Here is an 18,600-nt window from a genome sequence, read left to right as displayed (position 1 = left end):
ACGCGCCGAGCGCGATCCTGTTGCGAATGAATAGTGCCAAAATCACGACAACGACCACCGCCCGGCCGTGCGCCTTGATAAGGTCTTTTGGGTTGCCGCACAACGGCCACGGCATCGTGGCCGGCTGACTGCCTTGCCGAGACCTCGAACTGTCGCGGGGTCAGGATGTCGACCGTTACCTGCTCTTCCTCCGGCCGGCTCGGAAGCTGCGGCATTGGCATCGATATAATCGTGGCCGCGAGCAGCGCGTGCAGAAGAACCGACGTGGAAATACCCCAGGTGAAACCTCGTTTCGGACCGCAACCGCCACCGGCCGTCGCAAGCCTGCTATTCCCGCTCTTTGCGCAGCTTTGCCCAGTAGTCGAGCCGTTTCCTGATATCGCGCTCGAAACCGCGTTCGGGTGGGTCGTAGAAGGTCTGGCGGCCCATCTTTTCCGGAAAATAGTCCTGGCCGGAAAACGCGTCCGGTTCGTCATGATCGTAGCGATAGCCGGCCCCGTAATCTTCGTCCTTCATCAACTTTGTCGGCGCGTTGAGGATGTGCTTGGGCGGTAGCAGCGAACCGTGCTCCTTGGCGGCGCGCGTGGCGGCTTTGAATGCGGTGTAGACCGCGTTGGATTTGGGCGCCGTGGCGAGATAGACGGTGGCCTCGGCGAAGGCGAGTTCGCCTTCGGGCGAACCCAGATAATCGTAGGCGTCCTTGGCCGCGTTGGCGATGACCAATGCCTGCGGATCGGCCAGCCCGATGTCCTCCATCGCCATGCGCACCAGCCGGCGGCCGAGATAGAGCGGATCCTCGCCGGCGTCGAACATGCGCGCGAGGTAGTAGAGCGCGGCATCGGGATCGGAGCCGCGCACGGATTTGTGCAGCGCCGAGATCAAATTGTAATGACCGTCCTGGCCCTTGTCGTAGATCGGCGCCCGACGCTGGATGATGCGCTGCAAGCCTTCGGGACCGAACACTTCGCCTGGTTTGGCGGCGCGCCAAACTTCTTCCGCCAGCGTCAGCGAGGCCCGGCCATCGCCGTCGCTCATGCGGATGAGCATCGCTCGCGCCTCATCATCGAGCGGCAGCGCCCTGCCCTCCGTCTCTTCGGCCCTGGCCAGAAGCTTTGCGATGCTTTCCTCGCCAAGCGAATGGAAAACCAGCACGCGCGCACGCGACAGCAGAGCTGCATTGAGCTCGAAGGACGGATTTTCGGTGGTAGCGCCGACGAGCACGACGGTGCCGTCTTCCATGACTGGAAGGAAGCCGTCCTGCTGGGCGCGGTTGAAGCGGTGGATCTCGTCGACGAACAGCAGGGTCTGGCGGCCATTGGCGCGGCGCAGCTTGGCCGCCTCGAACACTTTCTTCAGCTCGGCTACGCCGGAGAAAACCGCCGAAATCTGCTCGAAGGCAAGGCTGGTTTCACCGGCAAGCAGGCGCGCCACCGTGGTCTTGCCGGTGCCGGGCGGCCCCCAGAAAATCATGGAGCCGAGCGAACCGGAATTAATCAGCCGGGTCAGTGCGCCATCGGGGCCGGTCAGATGCTCCTGGCCGACGACCTCGCCAAGGTTTTTCGGGCGCAGCCTGTCTGCCAGCGGCCGGCCTGGCGGCGCCTTTTCCGGTTCATCGACACTGAACAGATCGGCCATGCACTTCTTTTTGGGTTTGGAGCGCGATCTCTTCAGCGATCGAGCTCAGTAACGCAACACCTGGCGCAGTATCTGCCCGCCGCGCTCGACGGTAAAGCGCCACCAGCGCGTATCCTGCTGGGAAGCCTGCGCCAGCGTCGCCGCCGTATCGATTGTCGTGCCGTTGACCTCGCGCACGATGTCGCCCGGCTGGAAGCCGAAATCGGCGGCCGGCGAATCGCGATTGATGTCGACCACGGTGACGCCCTTGATGTCGGTGCGCAGGCCGAGCTTCTGAGCCAGCCGCGGCGATAATTCCGCAACCTTGGCGCCCGAGAAGGGGCTGCGGCCATGCAGCGTCACCTCCGAGGGTTTTGCACCCTCGGGCGCGCGTTCCAGGGCGATGTCCATCGCCGCCTGCTGGCCTTTGGTCAGCACCGCGAAATTGGCCTTTGTACCGATCGACAGCGTCGCCATGCGATAGTCCAGTGCCTCGATGCTCTCGACCGGCTTGCCGTTGATCTGCAGGACGACATCGCCAGGCTTCAATCCGGCCTTGCCGGCCGGTCCGGACGCGTCAACGGACGAGACCAGCGCGCCGGCAGGCTTTTCCATGCCGAGCGATTCAGCGATCTGCGGCGTCACCGCTTCGAACTCGGCCCCGATGTAAGGCCGCTCGAAGAAATCGAGACCGGCCTTGGCGGCATCGGCGAAAGCGCGCACCATATTGGCAGGAATGGCAAAGCCGATGCCGATCGAGCCGCCGCTGCGGCTGAAGATGGCGGTGTTGATGCCGACCAGCTGGCCGCCCATGTTGATCAGCGCGCCGCCGGAATTGCCGGGATTGATGGCAGCGTCCGTCTGGATGAAATAACCCGAATCCGAAACGCCTATATGGCTGCGGGCAAGTGCGGAAACGATGCCGCTCGTGGTGGTCTGCCCGACACCGAAAGGATTGCCGATGGCCAGCACCAGGTCACCGACTTCGAGCGCATCGGAATCGCCGATGGCGATGACCGGGAATGGCTTGTCGGATTCGATCTTGAGCACGGCAAGATCGAGCGTCTCGTCCTTGAGCATCACCTTGCTGGTGAATTCGCGCCCGTCGGCGGTCGCGACCTTCACCTCGTCGGCATTCTTGATGACGTGGAAATTGGTGACGATGACGCCGCTCGGATCGACAAGCACGCCCGAGCCCAGGGAGGACTGCGCGCGCGGCTGCGCGCGACCGAAGAATTCTTCGAAGAACGGATCGCCTTCGAAGGGCGAAACGACCTTGGCCGTTTGCGAGGCATAGACATTGACCACGGCCGGCGCCGTCTGCTTGACCAATGGCGCGAACGACAACTGCACCTCCTCACGGCCGAACGGCACGCGCTTGTCGGGGCCCGAGGTGGCGTTTTCGCCCTCGACGCCGTGCAGCAGGTCGGTGAGCACGTCGGAGAGGCCCGGATCGGCTTTGGGGGCATCCTCGGCCAATGCCTGCCGGACTGTCGGCGTGGTTGCGAACGCCATAAAGGCGCAGAGCAGAACCAGGGACAGTCTTTTAGCGCGCATTGCGAATCCTCCGTGCGAGTTGGGGCGCATTGTCCCGACGAATGTGCAAAATGAAAGGCTAAGGCGATTAAATCGAATTATTTTGACGCAGGAGCAGCCGAGGCGGCCAGAATATGAAAAAGGGGCCCGCAGGCCCCTTAAATCATTTGAAAAGCGAAGCCTTAAGCGGCTGCGGCTTCCGCATCGGTGCCTTCGGCTTCGAGGCGGGCGCGGTCGCCGGCGCCCTTGGCCTCCGTGTCGCGGTCTACGAATTCGATGACCGCCATCGCGGCATTGTCACCGTGGCGGAAGCCCGCCTTCATGATGCGCAGATAGCCGCCGTTGCGGGTGGCGTAGCGCGGCGCGATGGTGTCGAACAGGCGCTTGACGACGCCTTCATTGCCGATCTGCGCGATCACCTGGCGGCGGGCGTGCAGGTCGCCGCGCTTGCCGAGCGTCACCAGCTTCTCGACGATCGGACGCAGGTCCTTCGCCTTGGGCAAGGTGGTGACGATCTGCTCGTGTTCGAGCAGCGACACGGCAAGGTTGGCAAACATCGACTTGCGATGGCTTATGCTGCGGGCGAACCGGCGGCCTTTAAATCCATGGCGCATGGCTCTTCTCCTTCATTCCGGGTTCGAGAAGCTCCTCGGAGCCTCAATATTGATCTTCGTAACGCTTGGCGAGGTCTTCGATGTTTTCCGGCGGCCAGTCCGGCACTTCCATACCGAGGTGCAGGCCCATCGCCGCGAGGACTTCCTTGATCTCGTTCAGCGACTTGCGGCCGAAGTTCGGGGTACGCAGCATCTCGGCTTCGGTCTTCTGGATGAGATCGCCGATATAGACGATGTTGTCGTTCTTCAGGCAGTTGGCCGAACGCACCGAAAGCTCGAGTTCGTCGACCTTCTTGAGCAGCGCCGGGTTGAAGGCAAGCTCGGTGACGGCTTCGGTGGCGACTTCCTTCTGCGGCTCGTCGAAATTGACGAACAGGCCAAGCTGGTCCTGCAGGATGCGGGCGGCGAAAGCCACCGCGTCCTCGCCCGAGATCGAACCGTCGGTCTCGATGGTCATGGTCAGCTTGTCGTAGTCGAGAACCTGGCCCTCACGGGTGTTCTCGACCTTGTAGGAGACCTTCTTGACCGGCGAATAGAGGCTGTCGACCGGGATCAGGCCGATCGGCGCATCCTCGGCGCGGTTGCGGTCGGCCGGCACGTAACCCTTGCCGGTATCGACAGTGAATTCCATACGGATTTCAGCGCCCTCGTCCAGCGTGCAGATGACGTGATCCGGATTGAGGATCTCGACGTCGCCCACCGTCTGGATGTCGCCGGCGAGAACCGCACCCGGGCCCTGCTTGCGCACAACCATGCGCTTGGGGCCGTCGCCTTCCATGCGGATGGCGATTTCCTTGATGTTGAGGACGATGTCGGTCACGTCCTCGCGCACGCCGGCGATGGACGAGAATTCATGCAGGACGCCGTCGATCTGTACGGCGGTGACTGCCGCGCCGCGCAGCGAGGACAGAAGCACGCGACGCAACGCGTTGCCGAGCGTGAGGCCGAAGCCGCGTTCGAGCGGCTCGGCCACCAGCGTGGTCAGCGTCTTCTTCTTCGACGAGAACTCGATCTTGTTCGGCTTGATCAGTTCCTGCCAATTTTTCTGGATCATGATGCTTTCCTTCCGTTGACCCGCCACCATCCAATCGTGGCGGGCGACCTGGAAAACCGCGGAGGAACGCTTCTGGCGTTCACGCGGCGTTCGGTAATTCCTTAGACGCGACGCTTCTTGCGCGGACGGCAGCCATTGTGCGGGATCGGGGTCACATCACGGATCGAGGTGATGGTGAAGCCAGCCGCCTGCAGGGCGCGCAGCGCCGATTCACGACCGGAGCCGGGTCCGCAGACCTCGACCTCGAGCATGCGCATGCCGTGTTCCTGGGCCTTCTTGGCAACATCCTCGGCAGCCATCTGGGCGGCGAAGGGGGTCGACTTGCGCGAACCCTTGAAGCCCTGGGCTCCGGCCGACGACCAGGCGATCGAATTGCCCTGCGCGTCGGTAATGGTGATCATGGTGTTGTTGAAGGTCGAATTGACGTGGGCAACGCCCGACGAGATGTTCTTGCGTTCGCGACGGCGAACACGAGCGGCTTCCTTGGCCATGGTATTCCTTTCAGTTGATCTCTACACCGCCGTAATGCCAGCGGCTCCACCTTGGTAAGGGAGTGGGGAATAGGGCAGTAAGGGAGTAGGGAAAGTGCGACCCGATTGCCGGGCATTCCCTACTGCCTTACTCCCCTACTCCCTTACTGCCCTAAATTACTTCTTCTTGCCGGCGATCGACTTGGCCGGGCCCTTGCGGGTGCGTGCATTGGTGTGCGTGCGCTGGCCGCGAACCGGCAGCGAGCGACGGTGACGCAGGCCGCGGTAGCAGCCGAGGTCCATGAGCCGCTTGATGTTCATCGACACTTCGCGGCGCAGGTCGCCCTCGACCTGATAGTCGCGGTCGATCGTCTCGCGGATCTGCAGCACTTCCGCGTCGGTCAGCTGGTTGACGCGGCGCTCGGCCGGGATGCCGACCTTGTCGACAATTTCCTGGGCGAACTTCTTGCCGATGCCGTGAATGTACTGAAGCGCGATGACAACGCGCTTGTTGGTCGGAATGTTGACGCCGGCTATACGAGCCATGTTCTTCTCATCTCCATATGGGCCGGCCACCTTCAAAACAAGGTAGGCCCGGCGCTGTCTGCGTTGCCCCGCGTCCGGTGGAGGCCGGCCCTTGCGGGAGTTTCCTGGTCAAAAACGGCTGCCCTGCCCTTGCGGGCAAGCAAACTCCATGCCTGACAGGAAGACGGGCCGCCATACCCCAGCGGACCGCTTCAGTCAAGCACAATCGCTATTTGGCCGAGGCGGCCTCTTTCACCGTCGCCGCGAGCACGGCTTCGATCTCCGACGTCACGGCATCAATACCAGCCATGCCGTCCACGCTCTTCAGCCGGCGCTTGGCATAATAATAGCCGATCAGCGGAGCGGTCTTCTTGTAATATTCCCGCAGCCGCTCCTCGAACACCGCCGGATTGTCGTCCTTGCGCACCGGCTGACCGGCTGCCTTGGCCTCATCGGCTCGCTTGACGATGCGGCCGACCAGCGCCTTGTCGTCGACGACAAGCTCGATGACGGTGTCGAGCGCAATGCCACGTTCGTCAAGCATCGATTCAACCGCATCAGCCTGCACCAGCGTACGCGGGTAGCCGTCGAGGATGAAACCATTGGCGCAATCGGGCTGGTCAATGCGCTCGGCCACGATGGCGTTGACGATGGCATCCGAGACCAGCTCGCCGGCATCCATGACCGCCTTGGCGCGCTTGCCGACTTCGGTACCGGCCTGCACCGCGGCGCGCAGCATGTCGCCCGTGGAAAGCTGGGGGATGCCGTGTCTCTCTACCAGTCTTTGTGCTTGTGTCCCCTTGCCCGCTCCTGGCGGCCCAAGCAAAATCAACCTCATCTGGCTTTCTTCCCCCCGCGCAGCTTCGACTTCTTGATCAGGCCTTCATATTGGTGCGCGATCAGGTGGCCCTGAATCTGCGCAACCGTGTCGAGCGTGACACTGACCACGATCAGAAGCGATGTGCCACCAAGGTAGAATGGTACGCCAGTCGCCGAGATCAGGAACTCCGGCAGCAGACAGACCAGCACCAGATAGATGGCACCGACGACAGTGATGCGGGTAAGAACGTAGTCGATATAGTCGGCGGTGCGCTCGCCCGGACGGTAGCCGGGGATGAAGCCGGAGTGCTTCTTGAGCTGGTCGGCGGTGTCCTTCGGGTTAAAGACGATCGCGGTGTAGAAGAAGGCGAAGAACACGATCATCGCCGCGTAGAACAACATATAGAGCGGCTGGCCATGGCCGAGCGAGGCCAGGATGGTGCTGGCCCAGGCCGGCATGTTCGTGGTCTGCGAGAAGCCGGCGACGGTGGCCGGCAGCAAGAGCAGCGACGAAGCGAAGATCGGCGGGATGACGCCCGACGTGTTGAGCTTGAGCGGCAGGTGGGAAGTGTCGCCCTGGAACATGCGATTGCCGACCTGACGCTTCGGATACTGGATCAGCAGACGCCGCTGGGCGCGCTCGAAGAAGACGATGAGCGCGATGACGACGATGGCCAGCACGATGATCGCCAGGATCAGGCCGGTCGACAGCGCTCCGGTGCGGCCGAGCTCCAGCGTGCCGGAGATGGCATGCGGCAGGCCGGCGACGATGCCTGAAAAGATGATCAGCGAAATGCCGTTGCCGATGCCGCGCGCGGTGATCTGCTCGCCGAGCCACATCAGGAACATGGTGCCGCCGACCAGCGTGACGACGGTCGAGATGCGGAAGAACATGCCGGGATCGCTGACGATGCCGTTGCCGCCTTCAAGCCCGACCGAAATACCATAGGCCTGCACCAGCGCCAGGAGCACCGTGCCGTAGCGCGTGTACTGGTTGATGACCTTGCGGCCCTGCTCGCCTTCCTTCTTCAGCGCTTCCAGCGACGGGATGACCGAGGTCATCAGCTGCATGATGATGGAAGCGGAAATGTAAGGCATGATGCCGAGCGCGAAGATCGCCATGCGTTGCACGGCGCCGCCGGCGAACATGTTGAACATGCCCAGCACGCCCTTGCTCTGCGAAGAGAAGGCCTGCGCGAAGGCATCGGGATTGATGCCGGGAAGCGGGATGTAGGTGCCGAGGCGGTAGACGAGCAGCGCGCCGACGGTGAACCAGATTCGTTTCTTCAGGTCCTCCGCTTTGGCGAAGGCTGAGAAATTCAGATTCGAGGCTAGTTGTTCAGCAGCCGAAGCCATGCCCGATTCTCCGCTTGGTCACGCTTGATGGCCCTAAGGTCAGGCGGCGCGTGTCACCGAAGCTCACGAGATAAGCTCCGGACTGTAAACATGCAAGCGGCCGCGTTGACGCGGCCGCCATATTGAACAGGTCGAAGCGTGATCGAAAGCAAAACCGGATCGGCCTTGCCGAGCGCGCTTCAAATTGCTGTTACTCGGCGGCCGCCTCTTGCGGCAGCTTGACCGAACCGCCGGCCTTTTCGATCTTCTCGATCGCGGCCTTGGAGGCCCCGGCGACGTCAAAGGCGAGCTTCGCCTTGAGATCGCCGTCCGACAGCACGCGCACGCCGTCCTTCACGCGACGGATGACGCCGGCGGCTACCAGCGCCTCGGCCGTCACGGTCGCCTTCGCATCGAGCTTCTTGGCGTCTACAGCAGCCTGGATACGGGCCAGCGAGACGACGGTGAAGCTCTTGGCGAAGATGTTGTTGAAGCCACGCTTCGGCAGGCGCCGATAGAGCGGCATCTGGCCACCCTCGAAGCCGTTGACGGCGACGCCGGAGCGCGCCTTCTGGCCCTTGACGCCGCGACCGGCAGTCTTGCCGGAACCGGAGCCGATGCCGCGGCCGAGACGCTTCTTCGAATGCGTCGCGCCGTCCTTGTCACGCAGATCGTTGAGTTTCATCTTGCTTCTCCTGCGCCTGTGCTCAGCCCTCGTCCACGACGCGGACGAGATGCTGGACGGCAGCGATCATGCCGCGCACGGAAGGCGTATCTTCCAGCGTGCGCTGCTTGTGCATCTTGTTGAGGCCGAGGCCGACCAGCGTCGCGCGCTGTTCCTTCGGGCGGCGGATCGGCGAACCGATCTGCTCAACGGTGATGGTCTTGGTTGCTTTCTTGGCCATGGTCAAAATCCCTGGTCAGATCGACTATTCTTCAGCCGCGACGGCGGTGCCGCGGCGGGCCTGAAGGGTCGAATACTTGATGCCGCGCGCGGCAGCCACATCCTTGGGATGCATCTGGCTCTTCAGCGCGTCGAAAGTGGCGCGAACCATGTTGTAAGGGTTCGACGAACCCATCGACTTGGCGACCACGTCATGCATGCCGAGCGTCTCGAAGACGGCACGCATCGGGCCGCCGGCGATGATGCCGGTACCTTGCTTGGCGGCGCGCAGGAGAACACGGCCGGCGCCCCAGCGTCCCTCGACATCGTGGTGCAGCGTGCGGCCCGAGCGCAGCGGCACGAAGATCATGTCGCGCTTGGCCGATTCGGTTGCCTTGCGGATGGCTTCCGGCACTTCGCGCGCCTTGCCGTGACCGAAGCCGACGCGGCCCTTCTGGTCGCCGACGACGACGAGTGCTGCAAAACCGAAGCGGCGGCCGCCCTTGACGACCTTGGCGACACGGTTGATGTGGACGAGCTTGTCGACCATGCCGTCATCGCGTTCTTCACGATCGCGGCCGCGGCCGCCATCCCTACGTTCCTGTGCCATATCCTGTTCCTTGTTCTTTTCCGGAAGCACGGGTTGCTGAATGCCGACGCCTCATTGCGGGTCGCCGACGGTGAAAATCATCACTCCCTTGCATGATCCGTTTCGAAAAGTCTGCAACTTTCTGCCGACTTTCGGTCCGGATCAGGCTTAGAAGCTCAAGCCGCCTTCACGAGCCGCCTCGGCCAGCGCCTTGACGCGGCCGTGATAGATGTACGGGCCGCGGTCGAAGACGACTTCCTTGACTCCCGCCTTGGCGGCACGCTCGGCGATCAGCTTGCCAATCGCGGCAGCGGCAGCGGTATCTGCACCGGTCTTGAGCGAACCCTTGAGGTCCTTCTCGAGGGTCGAGGCGGCAGCGATGGTGTGGCCCTTGGCGTCGTCGATGACCTGGACGTAGATGTTCTTCGACGTGCGGTGAACCGACAGGCGCGGACGCTCGCCGGCGACCTTCTTGATCTGGCGGCGGACGCGCTGCGCGCGGCGCTGAGTGGCTTCCTTGGTACCCATGATGGTCTTCCTTGCCTTCAGAAAACGGGGGCCGCCCTGTGCGGTAGGCGAAAGCGCCTCCCGCGACCGCTCCCCGCGGCGTTACACTTCCTGGCTTGGCCCCTTCCGAAAAGTCTGCACCTTCCCGGGGCCAAACCCACTACTTCTTCTTGCCTTCCTTGCGGACGATCTTCTCGCCTGCGTAGCGGACGCCCTTGCCCTTGTAGGGCTCGGGACCACGGTATTCGCGGATTTCCGCAGCCACCTGGCCGACCTGCTGCTTGTCGATGCCGGCCACGGTGATTTCGGTCGGCTTCGGCACGGTGATGGTGATGCCTTGCGGCGTCTCGTAGACGACGTCGTGGCTGAAGCCGAGCGCCAGCTGCAGGTTCTTGCCCTGCAAGGCGGCGCGATAGCCGACGCCGGTGATCTCGAGCTTCTTCTCGAAGCCGTCCTTGACGCCCTGCAGGATGTTGACGATCTGCGTGCGCGACATGCCCCACTTGGAGCGGGCGGTCTTGGACTGGTCGCGCGGCTCGACAGCGATCTCGCTGCCTTCCATCTTGACCAGCACTTCGTCGTTGACCACGAACTTCAGCTCGCCCTTGGGGCCCTTCGCCGTCACGGTCTGGCCGTTGACGGTCGCGGTCACGCCCTGCGGCAGCGAAACGGGTTTCTTTCCAATACGAGACATTTTGTTGTCCTCGTCACTTCTCTTGTTTCAGGTCTCTGTCTTCGGGACGATCCGAAGACCGGATTCCATTTTTTTCGGGATCACGCTGCCGGATCAGAAGATCTGGCAGAGGATCTCGCCACCGACGTTCTGTTCGCGCGCTTCGTGGTCGGCCATCACGCCCTTCGGCGTCGAAAGGATGGCGATACCGAGGCCGTTGGCGACATGCGGGATCGACTTGGCCGAAACGTAAACGCGGCGGCCCGGCTTCGAGACGCGGGCGATTTCGCGCACCACCGGCGCTCCGTCGAAATACTTCAGCTCAATCTCGATTTCGGACTTGCCGTTGTCGAAATCGGTCTGGCTGTAGTCGCGGATATAGCCTTCAGCCTTCAGCACGTCGAGGACGCGGGTGCGCAGACGCGAAGCCGGCGTCGACACGCTCGACTTCTTGCGGCCATAGGCGTTGCGGATGCGGGTCAGCATATCGCCGAGAGGATCGCTCAATGACATGTTATGTCCTCCTTACCAGCTCGACTTGACCAGGCCCGGGATCTGGCCGTTATTGCCGAGATCACGAAGCGCGATGCGCGATACTTTGAGCTTGCGATAGTAGGCACGCGGACGGCCGGTGACTTCGCAGCGGTTGCGGATGCGGATCTTGGCCGAGTTGCGCGGCATGGCGGCAAGCTTGAGCTGAGCGCGGAAGCGCTCCTCCATCGGCTTGGACTGGTCCATGATGATCGCCTTCAGGGCAGCGCGCTTGGGACCGTACTGGTCGGCAAGCTTGCGGCGCCTGTTGTTCTTCTCGACTGAGCTGGTCTTTGCCATTTCAGATTTTTCCTTTTCTCGCTGCCGTTACTGGCGGAAGGGGAAGTTGAAGGCCTTGAGCAGTGCCCTGGCTTCGTCGTCCGTCTTCGCAGTCGTACAAACGATGACGTCCATGCCCCAGATCTGATCAACCTTGTCGTAGTTGATCTCCGGGAACACGATGTGTTCCTTGATGCCCATGGCGTAGTTGCCACGGCCATCGAAGCTCTTCGGATTCAGTCCGCGGAAGTCGCGGACGCGCGGCAGCGCGATGTTCACGAGGCGGTCAAGGAACTCGTACATGCGTTCCTTGCGCAGCGTGACCTTGGCGCCGATCGGCATCTTCTCGCGGACCTTGAAGCCCGCGATCGAATTGCGGGCGCGGGTGACGACGGCCTTCTGGCCGGCGATCATCGCCAGATCCTCGGCCGCGATCGAAGGCTTCTTCGAATCGCCGGTCGCTTCGCCAACGCCCATGTTCAGCACGATCTTGTCGATGCGCGGAACCTGCATCTCGTTGTCGTAGCCGAACTGCTCCTGCAAGGCCTTGCGGATGGTCTCGTTGTAGACCTGCTTGAGGCGCGGCGTGTTCTGGGCAGTCGCCTGCTTGGTTTGAGCCTTAGCCATTGATGACTTCTCCCGAGCGCTTGGCGACGCGCACCTTCTTGCCGTCCTTCTGGAAGATGAAGCCGACGCGGGTCGGCTTGCCATCCTTGGGGTCGGCCAGCGCGATGTTCGACAGCTGGATCGGCGCTTCCTTGGTGATGATCCCGCCCTCTTGGGACTGGGACTGCTTCTGGTGACGACGGATCATGTTGACGCCGCGCACCAGCGCGGTGTCGTCCTTCGGCTGAACCGACAGGACTTCGCCCGAACGGCCCTTGTCCTTGCCAGCCAGCACGACGACCTTGTCGCCTTTTCTAATCTTCTGCATTGGTCCGGCTCCTTACAGCACTTCAGGCGCGAGCGAGATGATCTTCATGTGGTTCTTGGCGCGGAGTTCGCGCGGAACCGGTCCGAAGATACGCGTGCCGATCGGCTCTTTCTTGTTGTCGACAAGAACGGCCGCGTTCTTGTCGAAACGGATCACGCTGCCGTCCGGGCGGCGGATGTCCTTGGCCGTGCGAACCACGACCGCCTTCATCACATCGCCCTTCTTCACGCGGCCGCGCGGGATGGCTTCCTTGATCGACACCACGATGATGTCGCCTACGGAAGCGTATTTCCGCTTCGAGCCGCCCAGCACCTTGATGCACATGACACGACGGGCGCCGGAATTATCCGCGACGTCGAGGTTTGTTTGCATCTGAATCATGACTGGCCGCCTTCTTCTTTTCTAACGGGACGGGTTCTTCACCCCTCCCCGGTCTGTCCAAAATTCGTTTGTTTACGCCCAGAGATCAGGCTTGGTCCGAAGACACGACGATCCAGCGCTTGTCCTTGGAAATCGGCTTCGATTCCTGGATGAACACCTGATCGCCAACCTTGTGGGCGTTGTTCTCGTCGTGCGCCTTGTACTTCTTGGTCATGCGCACGGTCTTCTTCATCACGGGATGCGTGAAGCGCCGTTCGACCTTGACGACAACCGTCTTCTCGTTCTTGTCGCTGACGACGGTGCCCTGCAGAATGCGCTTTGGCATGGTTTTCGTCCTTAAGCCTTCTTAGCCGCGGACTTTTCCGCAGCGATGGTCTTGATACGCGCAATGTCCTTGCGGACCTGCCTCACGCGCGCGGTCTTTTCGAGCTGGCCGGTCGCCTTCTGGAAGCGCAGGTTGAACTGCTCCTTCTTCAGGCTGGCCAGGTCGTCGGTCAGCTGGTCCTGGGTCTTGGTCCGGATGTCTTCGGCTTTCATGATCAGCCCGTCCTTATTCTGCGATGCGCTGTACGAAGCGCGTCCTGACCGAGAGCTTGGCCGCGCCGAGACGCAGTGCCTCACGGGCGGTTTCTTCATTGACGCCGTCGATCTCGAACATGATCCGGCCCGGCTTGACGCGCGCCGCCCAGTAGTCGACCGCGCCCTTGCCCTTGCCCATGCGGACTTCGGTCGGCTTCGAGGTGACCGGCAGATCCGGGAAAATACGGATCCAGACACGGCCGGCGCGCTTCATCTCGCGGGTGATCGCGCGGCGGGCCGCTTCGATCTCGCGCGCGGTGACGCGGTTCGGCTCAAGCGCCTTCAGCCCGAAACCACCGAAATCCAGGTTGGTGCCGCCCTTGGCGGTACCGTGGATGCGGCCCTTGAACTGCTTGCGGAACTTTGTGCGCTTTGGCTGCAGCATCGTTCTAACTCCAAATTCCTAAATGTCTCAGGCGTTTTCGCGACGACGACCGCGTTCGCGATCACCACCACCACCGCCATGCGCATGATCGCCCTCGGTCGCGCGGCGCTCCGAAGCCATCGGGTCGTGCTCGAGGATCTCGCCCTTGAACACCCACACCTTGACGCCGCAGATGCCGTACGCCGTATTCGCCTCGGCCGTGCCGTAGTCGACATCGGCGCGCAGCGTGTGCAGCGGCACGCGGCCTTCGCGGTACCATTCCATGCGCGCGATTTCGGCGCCGCCGAGACGGCCCGAGCAGTTGATGCGGATGCCTTCGGCACCGAGGCGCATCGCCGACTGCACGGCACGCTTCATGGCGCGGCGGAACGCGATGCGGCGCTCGAGCTGCTGGGCGATCGACTGCGCGACCAGGGTCGCGTCGATCTCCGGCTTGCGCACTTCGACGATGTTGAGGTGCGTCTCGGACTTGGTCATCTCCATCAGCTTCTTGCGAAGCTTCTCGATGTCGGCGCCCTTCTTGCCGATGATCAGACCCGGGCGCGCGGCATGGATGGTGACGCGGCACTTCTTGTGCGGACGCTCGATCACAACCTTCGAAATGGCAGCCTGCTTGAGCTCCTTCTCGAGGTACTTGCGGATCTTGATGTCCTCATGCAGCAGCTTGCCGTACTCGCCGGTGTTCGCGAACCAGCGCGAATCCCAGGTGCGGTTGATGCCGAGGCGAAGACCGATCGGATTGACTTTCTGGCCCATTATGCGGCCTCCCCTTTTTCTTCGACTTCACGAACGACGATCGTGAGGTGCGAGAACGGCTTCTCGATACGGCTGGCGCGACCACGGCCCCGGGCATGAAACCGCTTCATGACGATCGACTTGCCGACATAGGCTTCCGCCACGATCAGCGCATCGACGTCGAGGTCGTGGTTGTTTTCCGCGTTGGCGATTGCCGATTCCAGCGTCTTCTTGACCGTGCCGGAAATCCGCTTGGCCGAGAATTCCAGGTCGGAAAGCGCTGTCGCGACCTTCTTGCCGCGGATCAGCGCGGCAACCAGGTTCAGCTTCTGCGGGCTGATACGGATCGTGCGCAGTACGGCGCGCGCTTCGTTGTCAGCAAGCCTGCGCGGAGCTTTGGCCTTGCCCATGATTATTTCCTCTTCGCCTTCTTATCCGCGCCGTGACCGTAATAGGTCCGCGTCGGAGCGAATTCACCGAACTTGTGACCGACCATGTCCTCGTTCACCGAGACGGGAACATGCTTCTGGCCGTTGTAGACACCGAAGGTGAAGCCGACGAACTGCGGCAGGATGGTGGAGCGACGGCTCCACATCTTGATCACCTCATTGCGACCACCTTCACGAACCTTGTCCACCTTCTTGAGAAGGTAGCCGTCGATGAAGGGGCCTTTCCAAATAGAACGAGTCACTTGGCGTTACCTCTTCTTAGCTCTTGCGCTGATGGCGCGAGCGCAGGATGAACTTGTCGGTCGCCTTGTTGGACCGCGTCTTCTTGCCCTTGGTCGGCTTGCCCCACGGCGAGACCGGATGGCGGCCACCGGAGGTGCGGCCTTCACCACCGCCATGCGGGTGGTCGACCGGGTTCATGGTCACGCCGCGATTGTGCGGGCGCTTGCCACGCCAAACCGTGCGGCCGGCCTTGCCGTCGTTGATGTTGCCGTGGTCCGGGTTGGACACGGCACCGACGGTAGCCATGCAGGAGCCGTGAACGACACGCTGCTCGCCCGAGTTGAGGCGCAGGATCGCCATGCCCTGGTCGCGGCCGACGAGCTGGGCGTAACCGCCAGCCGAACGGGCGACCTGGGCGCCCTTGCCCGGCTTCAGCTCGATGTTGTGGACGATCGTGCCGACCGGCATCGAGGCCAGCGGCATCGCATTGCCCGGCTTCACGTCGACCGCTTCGCCAGCCACGATCTTGTCGCCGGCGGCAAGGCGCTGCGGAGCGATGATGTAGGACAGCTCGCCATCGTCATACTTGATCAGCGCGATGAAGGCGGTGCGGTTCGGATCGTATTCAATGCGCTCGACCGTGCCGACGACGTCGAACTTGCGGCGCTTGAAATCGATGATGCGGTACGAACGCTTGTGACCGCCGCCGATGAAGCGTGCAGTGATGCGGCCGTAATTGTTACGGCCGCCCGACTTGGTCAGGCCCTCGGTCAGACCCTTGACGGGCTTGCCCTTGTAGAGGCCCGAGCGGTCGACGATGACCAGCTGACGGGTGCTCGGCGTTATCGGGTTGAATTTTTTAAGTGCCATTGTCCTGTCCTCGCGGCCTTGCTCAGAGACCCGTCGCGACGTCGATCGACTGGCCGTCGGCCAGCGTCACTACCGCCTTCTTGACGTCGCTCTGGCGGCCGATCGTGCCGCGGAAGCGCTTGATCTTGCCCTTGCGGACAAGCGTGTTCACGGCCATCACCTTGACGCCGAACAGCGCTTCGACGGCGGCCTTGATTTCCGGCTTCGACGCCTTCTTGGCGACGTTGAAGACGACCTGGTTCTGCTCGGAAGCCATGGTCGACTTTTCGGTGATCGCCGGGCTGACGATTACGTCGTAGTGACGAAGGTCGGTCATTTAAAGCGCTCCTCGAGAGCCTCGACGGCGGCCTTCGAAAGGACCAGCGTGCCGCGGCGCAGAATGTCGTAGACGTTGATGCCCTGGATGGGCAGCACGTCGATGTTCGGGATGTTGGTCGCGGCCAGCTTGAAGTTCCGGTCGAGCTCGGCGCCACCAATCACCAGGGCGTTCGTCAGGCCCAGCGTCGCGAAATTCGCGATCAGCGCCTTGGTCTTTGCCTCGGTCAGCTTCAGCTCGTCGATGACGATGATCGACGCGCTCTTGGCCTTGGCCGAGAGAGCATGCTTGAGGCCGAGCGCGCGGACCTTCTTCGGCAGCTCGTGCTCGTGGCTGCGAACGACCGGGCCGTGAGCCTTGCCGCCGCCGCGGAACTGCGGAGCGCGTGCCGAATGGTGACGGGCGCGGCCCGTACCCTTCTGTTTGTACATCTTGGCGCCGGTGCGCGCGATCTCGGCGCGGCCCTTGGCCTTGTGCGTGCCCTGCTGCTTCTTGGCGAGCTGCCAGCGCACGACGCGCTGCAAAATGTCCTCGCGCGGATCAAGGCCGAAAATCTCCTCGGAGAGTTTCACCTTGCCGGCGTCCTTACCGCCCAGCGTTGTGATCTTGAGATCCATTATTCCGCTCCCTCTGTGGCCGGAGCCTCATTCTTCGTGCCCATACCGGCAGCAACTGGGCGGATCGCGGCGGGCTTCGGCGCATTGGCCGGAAGCGCCACCTTGGCGGCGTCGCGAACCAGGATCCACGCACCCTTCGACCCAGGAACCGCGCCGCGGATCAGGATCAGGCCGCGGTCGGCATCGGTCGAGACGATCTCGACGTTCTGCGTGGTGACGCGCGTGTCGCCCATGTGGCCGGCCATCTTCTTGCCCTTGAACACCTTGCCGGGGTCCTGGCGCTGGCCGGTCGAGCCGTGCGTGCGGTGCGAGACCGAGTTACCGTGGGTCGCGCGGCCACCACCCATGTGGTGGCGCTTGATGACGCCCTGGAAACCCTTGCCGATCGTCGTGCCGGTGACGTCGACCTTCTGGCCGGCGACGAAATGCTCGACCGTGATCTCGGCGCCGACATCGATCATGTTGTCGGCGGAGACGCGGAACTCGGCAAGCTTGGCCTTCGGCTCGACGGAAGCGGTCGCGAAATGGCCGCGCATCGCCTTCGACGTGTTCTTCACCTTGGCAAGGCCAACGCCGAGCTGAACGGCGGTATAGCCATTCTTCTCCTGCGTGCGCTGCGCCACGACCTGGCAGTTCTCCATCTGGAGAACGGTGACGGGAACATGTTCCCCGGCATCGTTGTAGATGCGGGTCATTCCCACCTTCTTTGCAATCACACCTGAACGCATCGGTTCAATTCCTTTAGAGTTCCGGGCCAGGGGCACCGCCCCTTACCGCGCTCTCATTCCCTTAGAGCTTGATCTCGACGTCGACACCGGCGGCCAGATCGAGCTTCATCAAAGCATCGACGGTCTGCGGGGTCGGATCGACGATATCGAGCAGACGCTTGTGCGTGCGCATCTCGAACTGCTCGCGGCTCTTCTTGTCGACGTGAGGCGACCGGTTGACCGTGAACTTTTCGATCCGCGTCGGCAGCGGAATGGGGCCGCGGACGTTGGCACCGGTGCGCTTGGCCGTCGACACGATTTCGCGCGTCGAGGCGTCGAGCACCCGGTGATCAAACGCCTTCAGGCGGATGCGGATATTCTGTCCGTTCATGCGTCACTTCCTTGTTCTGGCGCGGCGCGGGCACCCGCGCCCGCGACAGATCGGTTTAAGTCCAAATTACTCTTTGATGGTGACGACGATGCCGGCACCGACGGTGCGGCCGCCTTCACGGATGGCGAAGCGCAGCTTCTCTTCCATGGCGATCGGCACGATCAGCTCGACGTCGACCGTGATGTTGTCGCCAGGCATCACCATCTCGGTGCCGGCCGGCAGCGACACGATGCCGGTCACGTCGGTGGTGCGGAAGTAGAACTGCGGACGGTAGTTGGTGAAGAACGGCGTGTGACGGCCGCCCTCGTCCTTGGTCAGGATGTAGGCTTCGGCCACGAACTTCTTGTGCGGCTTCACCGAACCGGGCTTGGCCAGAACCTGGCCGCGCTCGACACCTTCACGGTCGACGCCGCGCAGCAGCGCGCCGATGTTGTCGCCCGCCTGGCCCTGGTCGAGCAGCTTGCGGAACATCTCGACGCCCGTGCAGGTCGTCTTGGTGGTCGGACGGATGCCGATGATCTCCAGCTCCTCGCCGACCTTGACCACGCCGCGCTCGACGCGACCGGTCACGACCGTGCCGCGGCC

30 protein-coding genes are annotated in these 18,600 nt (G+C 62.6%); all 30 read right to left on the bottom strand.

What is annotated here, in order from left to right; all coding sequences use genetic code 11:
* Positions 1-327: 327 nt before the first annotated feature.
* On the bottom strand, positions 328-1,635 hold the full coding sequence (locus FJ942_RS19970; RefSeq protein WP_140674788.1) for a replication-associated recombination protein A: 1,308 nt from the start codon (positions 1,633-1,635) through the stop codon (positions 328-330).
* Positions 1,636-1,680: 45 nt separating this feature from the next.
* The gene (locus FJ942_RS19965) at positions 1,681-3,171 is read right to left on the bottom strand and encodes a DegQ family serine endoprotease (protein WP_140525519.1); all 1,491 of its coding nucleotides are present in this window, start codon (positions 3,169-3,171) and stop codon (positions 1,681-1,683) included.
* A 161-nt stretch (positions 3,172-3,332) separates the two neighbouring features.
* On the bottom strand, positions 3,333-3,764 hold the full coding sequence (rplQ, locus tag FJ942_RS19960; RefSeq protein ID WP_140501279.1) for a 50S ribosomal protein L17: 432 nt from the start codon (positions 3,762-3,764) through the stop codon (positions 3,333-3,335).
* A gap of 43 nt (positions 3,765-3,807) precedes the next feature.
* Positions 3,808-4,818: a DNA-directed RNA polymerase subunit alpha gene (locus FJ942_RS19955; RefSeq protein WP_023682599.1), complete on the bottom strand. Its 1,011-nt coding sequence runs from the start codon at positions 4,816-4,818 to the stop codon at positions 3,808-3,810.
* 101 nt (positions 4,819-4,919) lie between these two features.
* On the bottom strand, positions 4,920-5,309 hold the full coding sequence (gene rpsK / locus FJ942_RS19950; RefSeq protein ID WP_006205444.1) for a 30S ribosomal protein S11: 390 nt from the start codon (positions 5,307-5,309) through the stop codon (positions 4,920-4,922).
* 156 nt (positions 5,310-5,465) lie between these two features.
* Positions 5,466-5,834, bottom strand: coding sequence for a 30S ribosomal protein S13 (rpsM, locus tag FJ942_RS19945; RefSeq protein ID WP_006205445.1), 369 nt, complete (start codon positions 5,832-5,834; stop codon positions 5,466-5,468).
* A gap of 208 nt (positions 5,835-6,042) precedes the next feature.
* Positions 6,043-6,651, bottom strand: a complete 609-nt coding sequence (locus FJ942_RS19940; RefSeq protein ID WP_140501277.1) for an adenylate kinase — start codon at positions 6,649-6,651, stop codon at positions 6,043-6,045.
* On the bottom strand, positions 6,648-7,988 hold the full coding sequence (secY, locus tag FJ942_RS19935) for a preprotein translocase subunit SecY (protein ID WP_140501275.1): 1,341 nt from the start codon (positions 7,986-7,988) through the stop codon (positions 6,648-6,650). The genes FJ942_RS19940 and secY overlap by 4 nt, the downstream gene beginning before the upstream one ends.
* Before the next feature lie 190 nt (positions 7,989-8,178).
* A complete protein-coding gene (gene rplO / locus FJ942_RS19930) occupies positions 8,179-8,652 on the bottom strand; it encodes a 50S ribosomal protein L15 (RefSeq protein WP_140501273.1) in 474 nt (157 codons plus the stop codon).
* Positions 8,653-8,674: 22 nt separating this feature from the next.
* Positions 8,675-8,872: a 50S ribosomal protein L30 gene (gene rpmD, locus FJ942_RS19925; protein WP_006205449.1), complete on the bottom strand. Its 198-nt coding sequence runs from the start codon at positions 8,870-8,872 to the stop codon at positions 8,675-8,677.
* Positions 8,873-8,896: 24 nt separating this feature from the next.
* A complete protein-coding gene (rpsE, locus tag FJ942_RS19920) occupies positions 8,897-9,460 on the bottom strand; it encodes a 30S ribosomal protein S5 (protein ID WP_006333394.1) in 564 nt (187 codons plus the stop codon).
* A gap of 147 nt (positions 9,461-9,607) precedes the next feature.
* A complete protein-coding gene (gene rplR / locus FJ942_RS19915) occupies positions 9,608-9,967 on the bottom strand; it encodes a 50S ribosomal protein L18 (protein ID WP_140501271.1) in 360 nt (119 codons plus the stop codon).
* 139 nt (positions 9,968-10,106) lie between these two features.
* Positions 10,107-10,640, bottom strand: a complete 534-nt coding sequence (rplF, locus tag FJ942_RS19910) for a 50S ribosomal protein L6 (protein WP_140501269.1) — start codon at positions 10,638-10,640, stop codon at positions 10,107-10,109.
* A gap of 93 nt (positions 10,641-10,733) precedes the next feature.
* Positions 10,734-11,132, bottom strand: a complete 399-nt coding sequence (gene rpsH, locus FJ942_RS19905; RefSeq protein WP_006205453.1) for a 30S ribosomal protein S8 — start codon at positions 11,130-11,132, stop codon at positions 10,734-10,736.
* Positions 11,133-11,144: 12 nt separating this feature from the next.
* Positions 11,145-11,450, bottom strand: coding sequence for a 30S ribosomal protein S14 (gene rpsN / locus FJ942_RS19900; RefSeq protein ID WP_013895695.1), 306 nt, complete (start codon positions 11,448-11,450; stop codon positions 11,145-11,147).
* Positions 11,451-11,477: 27 nt separating this feature from the next.
* Entirely contained in the window at positions 11,478-12,056 is a 579-nt protein-coding gene (gene rplE / locus FJ942_RS19895) for a 50S ribosomal protein L5 (protein WP_023717521.1), read from the bottom strand.
* A complete protein-coding gene (gene rplX, locus FJ942_RS19890; RefSeq protein WP_006205456.1) occupies positions 12,049-12,363 on the bottom strand; it encodes a 50S ribosomal protein L24 in 315 nt (104 codons plus the stop codon). The genes rplE and rplX overlap by 8 nt, the downstream gene beginning before the upstream one ends.
* Before the next feature lie 12 nt (positions 12,364-12,375).
* Positions 12,376-12,744 carry a 50S ribosomal protein L14 gene (gene rplN / locus FJ942_RS19885; RefSeq protein WP_006205457.1) on the bottom strand — a complete coding sequence of 123 codons (369 nt, stop codon included), beginning with the start codon at positions 12,742-12,744 and terminating at the stop codon, positions 12,376-12,378.
* Between the two features lie 85 nt (positions 12,745-12,829).
* Positions 12,830-13,069, bottom strand: coding sequence for a 30S ribosomal protein S17 (rpsQ, locus tag FJ942_RS19880; RefSeq protein ID WP_010909280.1), 240 nt, complete (start codon positions 13,067-13,069; stop codon positions 12,830-12,832).
* Between the two features lie 11 nt (positions 13,070-13,080).
* The gene (rpmC, locus tag FJ942_RS19875; protein ID WP_006205459.1) at positions 13,081-13,281 is read right to left on the bottom strand and encodes a 50S ribosomal protein L29; all 201 of its coding nucleotides are present in this window, start codon (positions 13,279-13,281) and stop codon (positions 13,081-13,083) included.
* Positions 13,282-13,294: 13 nt separating this feature from the next.
* A complete protein-coding gene (rplP, locus tag FJ942_RS19870) occupies positions 13,295-13,708 on the bottom strand; it encodes a 50S ribosomal protein L16 (RefSeq protein ID WP_027026963.1) in 414 nt (137 codons plus the stop codon).
* 27 nt (positions 13,709-13,735) lie between these two features.
* Positions 13,736-14,464 carry a 30S ribosomal protein S3 gene (rpsC, locus tag FJ942_RS19865; RefSeq protein ID WP_140501263.1) on the bottom strand — a complete coding sequence of 243 codons (729 nt, stop codon included), beginning with the start codon at positions 14,462-14,464 and terminating at the stop codon, positions 13,736-13,738.
* Positions 14,464-14,853: a 50S ribosomal protein L22 gene (gene rplV / locus FJ942_RS19860; RefSeq protein ID WP_006205462.1), complete on the bottom strand. Its 390-nt coding sequence runs from the start codon at positions 14,851-14,853 to the stop codon at positions 14,464-14,466. The genes rpsC and rplV overlap by 1 nt, the downstream gene beginning before the upstream one ends.
* 2 nt (positions 14,854-14,855) lie before the next feature.
* Positions 14,856-15,134, bottom strand: a complete 279-nt coding sequence (gene rpsS / locus FJ942_RS19855; RefSeq protein WP_006205463.1) for a 30S ribosomal protein S19 — start codon at positions 15,132-15,134, stop codon at positions 14,856-14,858.
* Positions 15,135-15,150: 16 nt separating this feature from the next.
* Positions 15,151-15,984 carry a 50S ribosomal protein L2 gene (gene rplB / locus FJ942_RS19850; RefSeq protein ID WP_140501261.1) on the bottom strand — a complete coding sequence of 278 codons (834 nt, stop codon included), beginning with the start codon at positions 15,982-15,984 and terminating at the stop codon, positions 15,151-15,153.
* 22 nt (positions 15,985-16,006) lie between these two features.
* Entirely contained in the window at positions 16,007-16,300 is a 294-nt protein-coding gene (locus tag FJ942_RS19845) for a 50S ribosomal protein L23 (RefSeq protein WP_006205465.1), read from the bottom strand.
* On the bottom strand, positions 16,297-16,917 hold the full coding sequence (gene rplD, locus FJ942_RS19840; protein WP_140501259.1) for a 50S ribosomal protein L4: 621 nt from the start codon (positions 16,915-16,917) through the stop codon (positions 16,297-16,299). Before rplD ends, FJ942_RS19845 begins: the two co-directional genes overlap by 4 nt.
* A complete protein-coding gene (rplC, locus tag FJ942_RS19835) occupies positions 16,917-17,645 on the bottom strand; it encodes a 50S ribosomal protein L3 (RefSeq protein WP_140501257.1) in 729 nt (242 codons plus the stop codon). The genes rplD and rplC overlap by 1 nt, the downstream gene beginning before the upstream one ends.
* Before the next feature lie 61 nt (positions 17,646-17,706).
* A complete protein-coding gene (gene rpsJ / locus FJ942_RS19830; RefSeq protein ID WP_006205468.1) occupies positions 17,707-18,015 on the bottom strand; it encodes a 30S ribosomal protein S10 in 309 nt (102 codons plus the stop codon).
* Between the two features lie 66 nt (positions 18,016-18,081).
* Positions 18,082-18,600 (bottom strand): EF-Tu/IF-2/RF-3 family GTPase (locus FJ942_RS19825; RefSeq protein ID WP_246675628.1); only part of this gene is annotated, 519 nt, incomplete at its 5' end.

Source organism: Mesorhizobium sp. B2-4-2, from assembly GCF_006442845.1.
Classification (GTDB): domain Bacteria; phylum Pseudomonadota; class Alphaproteobacteria; order Rhizobiales; family Rhizobiaceae; genus Mesorhizobium.
Note: the sequence above shows the minus strand (reverse complement) of the source record. Positions and strands in the feature narration are given on the sequence as shown.

What these genes read in the sequence shown, in the direction of transcription:
- FJ942_RS19970 (WP_140674788.1), bottom strand. Translation starts at nt 1,635, where the DNA reads ATGGCCGATCTGTTCAGTGTCGATGAACCGGAAAAGGCGCCGCCAGGC.
- FJ942_RS19965 (WP_140525519.1), bottom strand. Translation starts at nt 3,171, where the DNA reads ATGCGCGCTAAAAGACTGTCCCTGGTTCTGCTCTGCGCCTTTATGGCG.
- rplQ (WP_140501279.1), bottom strand. Translation starts at nt 3,764, where the DNA reads ATGCGCCATGGATTTAAAGGCCGCCGGTTCGCCCGCAGCATAAGCCAT.
- FJ942_RS19955 (WP_023682599.1), bottom strand. Translation starts at nt 4,818, where the DNA reads ATGATCCAGAAAAATTGGCAGGAACTGATCAAGCCGAACAAGATCGAG.
- rpsK (WP_006205444.1), bottom strand. Translation starts at nt 5,309, where the DNA reads ATGGCCAAGGAAGCCGCTCGTGTTCGCCGTCGCGAACGCAAGAACATC.
- rpsM (WP_006205445.1), bottom strand. Translation starts at nt 5,834, where the DNA reads ATGGCTCGTATAGCCGGCGTCAACATTCCGACCAACAAGCGCGTTGTC.
- FJ942_RS19940 (WP_140501277.1), bottom strand. Translation starts at nt 6,651, where the DNA reads ATGAGGTTGATTTTGCTTGGGCCGCCAGGAGCGGGCAAGGGGACACAA.
- secY (WP_140501275.1), bottom strand. Translation starts at nt 7,988, where the DNA reads ATGGCTTCGGCTGCTGAACAACTAGCCTCGAATCTGAATTTCTCAGCC.
- rplO (WP_140501273.1), bottom strand. Translation starts at nt 8,652, where the DNA reads ATGAAACTCAACGATCTGCGTGACAAGGACGGCGCGACGCATTCGAAG.
- rpmD (WP_006205449.1), bottom strand. Translation starts at nt 8,872, where the DNA reads ATGGCCAAGAAAGCAACCAAGACCATCACCGTTGAGCAGATCGGTTCG.
- rpsE (WP_006333394.1), bottom strand. Translation starts at nt 9,460, where the DNA reads ATGGCACAGGAACGTAGGGATGGCGGCCGCGGCCGCGATCGTGAAGAA.
- rplR (WP_140501271.1), bottom strand. Translation starts at nt 9,967, where the DNA reads ATGGGTACCAAGGAAGCCACTCAGCGCCGCGCGCAGCGCGTCCGCCGC.
- rplF (WP_140501269.1), bottom strand. Translation starts at nt 10,640, where the DNA reads ATGTCTCGTATTGGAAAGAAACCCGTTTCGCTGCCGCAGGGCGTGACC.
- rpsH (WP_006205453.1), bottom strand. Translation starts at nt 11,132, where the DNA reads ATGTCATTGAGCGATCCTCTCGGCGATATGCTGACCCGCATCCGCAAC.
- rpsN (WP_013895695.1), bottom strand. Translation starts at nt 11,450, where the DNA reads ATGGCAAAGACCAGCTCAGTCGAGAAGAACAACAGGCGCCGCAAGCTT.
- rplE (WP_023717521.1), bottom strand. Translation starts at nt 12,056, where the DNA reads ATGGCTAAGGCTCAAACCAAGCAGGCGACTGCCCAGAACACGCCGCGC.
- rplX (WP_006205456.1), bottom strand. Translation starts at nt 12,363, where the DNA reads ATGCAGAAGATTAGAAAAGGCGACAAGGTCGTCGTGCTGGCTGGCAAG.
- rplN (WP_006205457.1), bottom strand. Translation starts at nt 12,744, where the DNA reads ATGATTCAGATGCAAACAAACCTCGACGTCGCGGATAATTCCGGCGCC.
- rpsQ (WP_010909280.1), bottom strand. Translation starts at nt 13,069, where the DNA reads ATGCCAAAGCGCATTCTGCAGGGCACCGTCGTCAGCGACAAGAACGAG.
- rpmC (WP_006205459.1), bottom strand. Translation starts at nt 13,281, where the DNA reads ATGAAAGCCGAAGACATCCGGACCAAGACCCAGGACCAGCTGACCGAC.
- rplP (WP_027026963.1), bottom strand. Translation starts at nt 13,708, where the DNA reads ATGCTGCAGCCAAAGCGCACAAAGTTCCGCAAGCAGTTCAAGGGCCGC.
- rpsC (WP_140501263.1), bottom strand. Translation starts at nt 14,464, where the DNA reads ATGGGCCAGAAAGTCAATCCGATCGGTCTTCGCCTCGGCATCAACCGC.
- rplV (WP_006205462.1), bottom strand. Translation starts at nt 14,853, where the DNA reads ATGGGCAAGGCCAAAGCTCCGCGCAGGCTTGCTGACAACGAAGCGCGC.
- rplB (WP_140501261.1), bottom strand. Translation starts at nt 15,984, where the DNA reads ATGGCACTTAAAAAATTCAACCCGATAACGCCGAGCACCCGTCAGCTG.
- FJ942_RS19845 (WP_006205465.1), bottom strand. Translation starts at nt 16,300, where the DNA reads ATGACCGACCTTCGTCACTACGACGTAATCGTCAGCCCGGCGATCACC.
- rplD (WP_140501259.1), bottom strand. Translation starts at nt 16,917, where the DNA reads ATGGATCTCAAGATCACAACGCTGGGCGGTAAGGACGCCGGCAAGGTG.
- rplC (WP_140501257.1), bottom strand. Translation starts at nt 17,645, where the DNA reads ATGCGTTCAGGTGTGATTGCAAAGAAGGTGGGAATGACCCGCATCTAC.
- rpsJ (WP_006205468.1), bottom strand. Translation starts at nt 18,015, where the DNA reads ATGAACGGACAGAATATCCGCATCCGCCTGAAGGCGTTTGATCACCGG.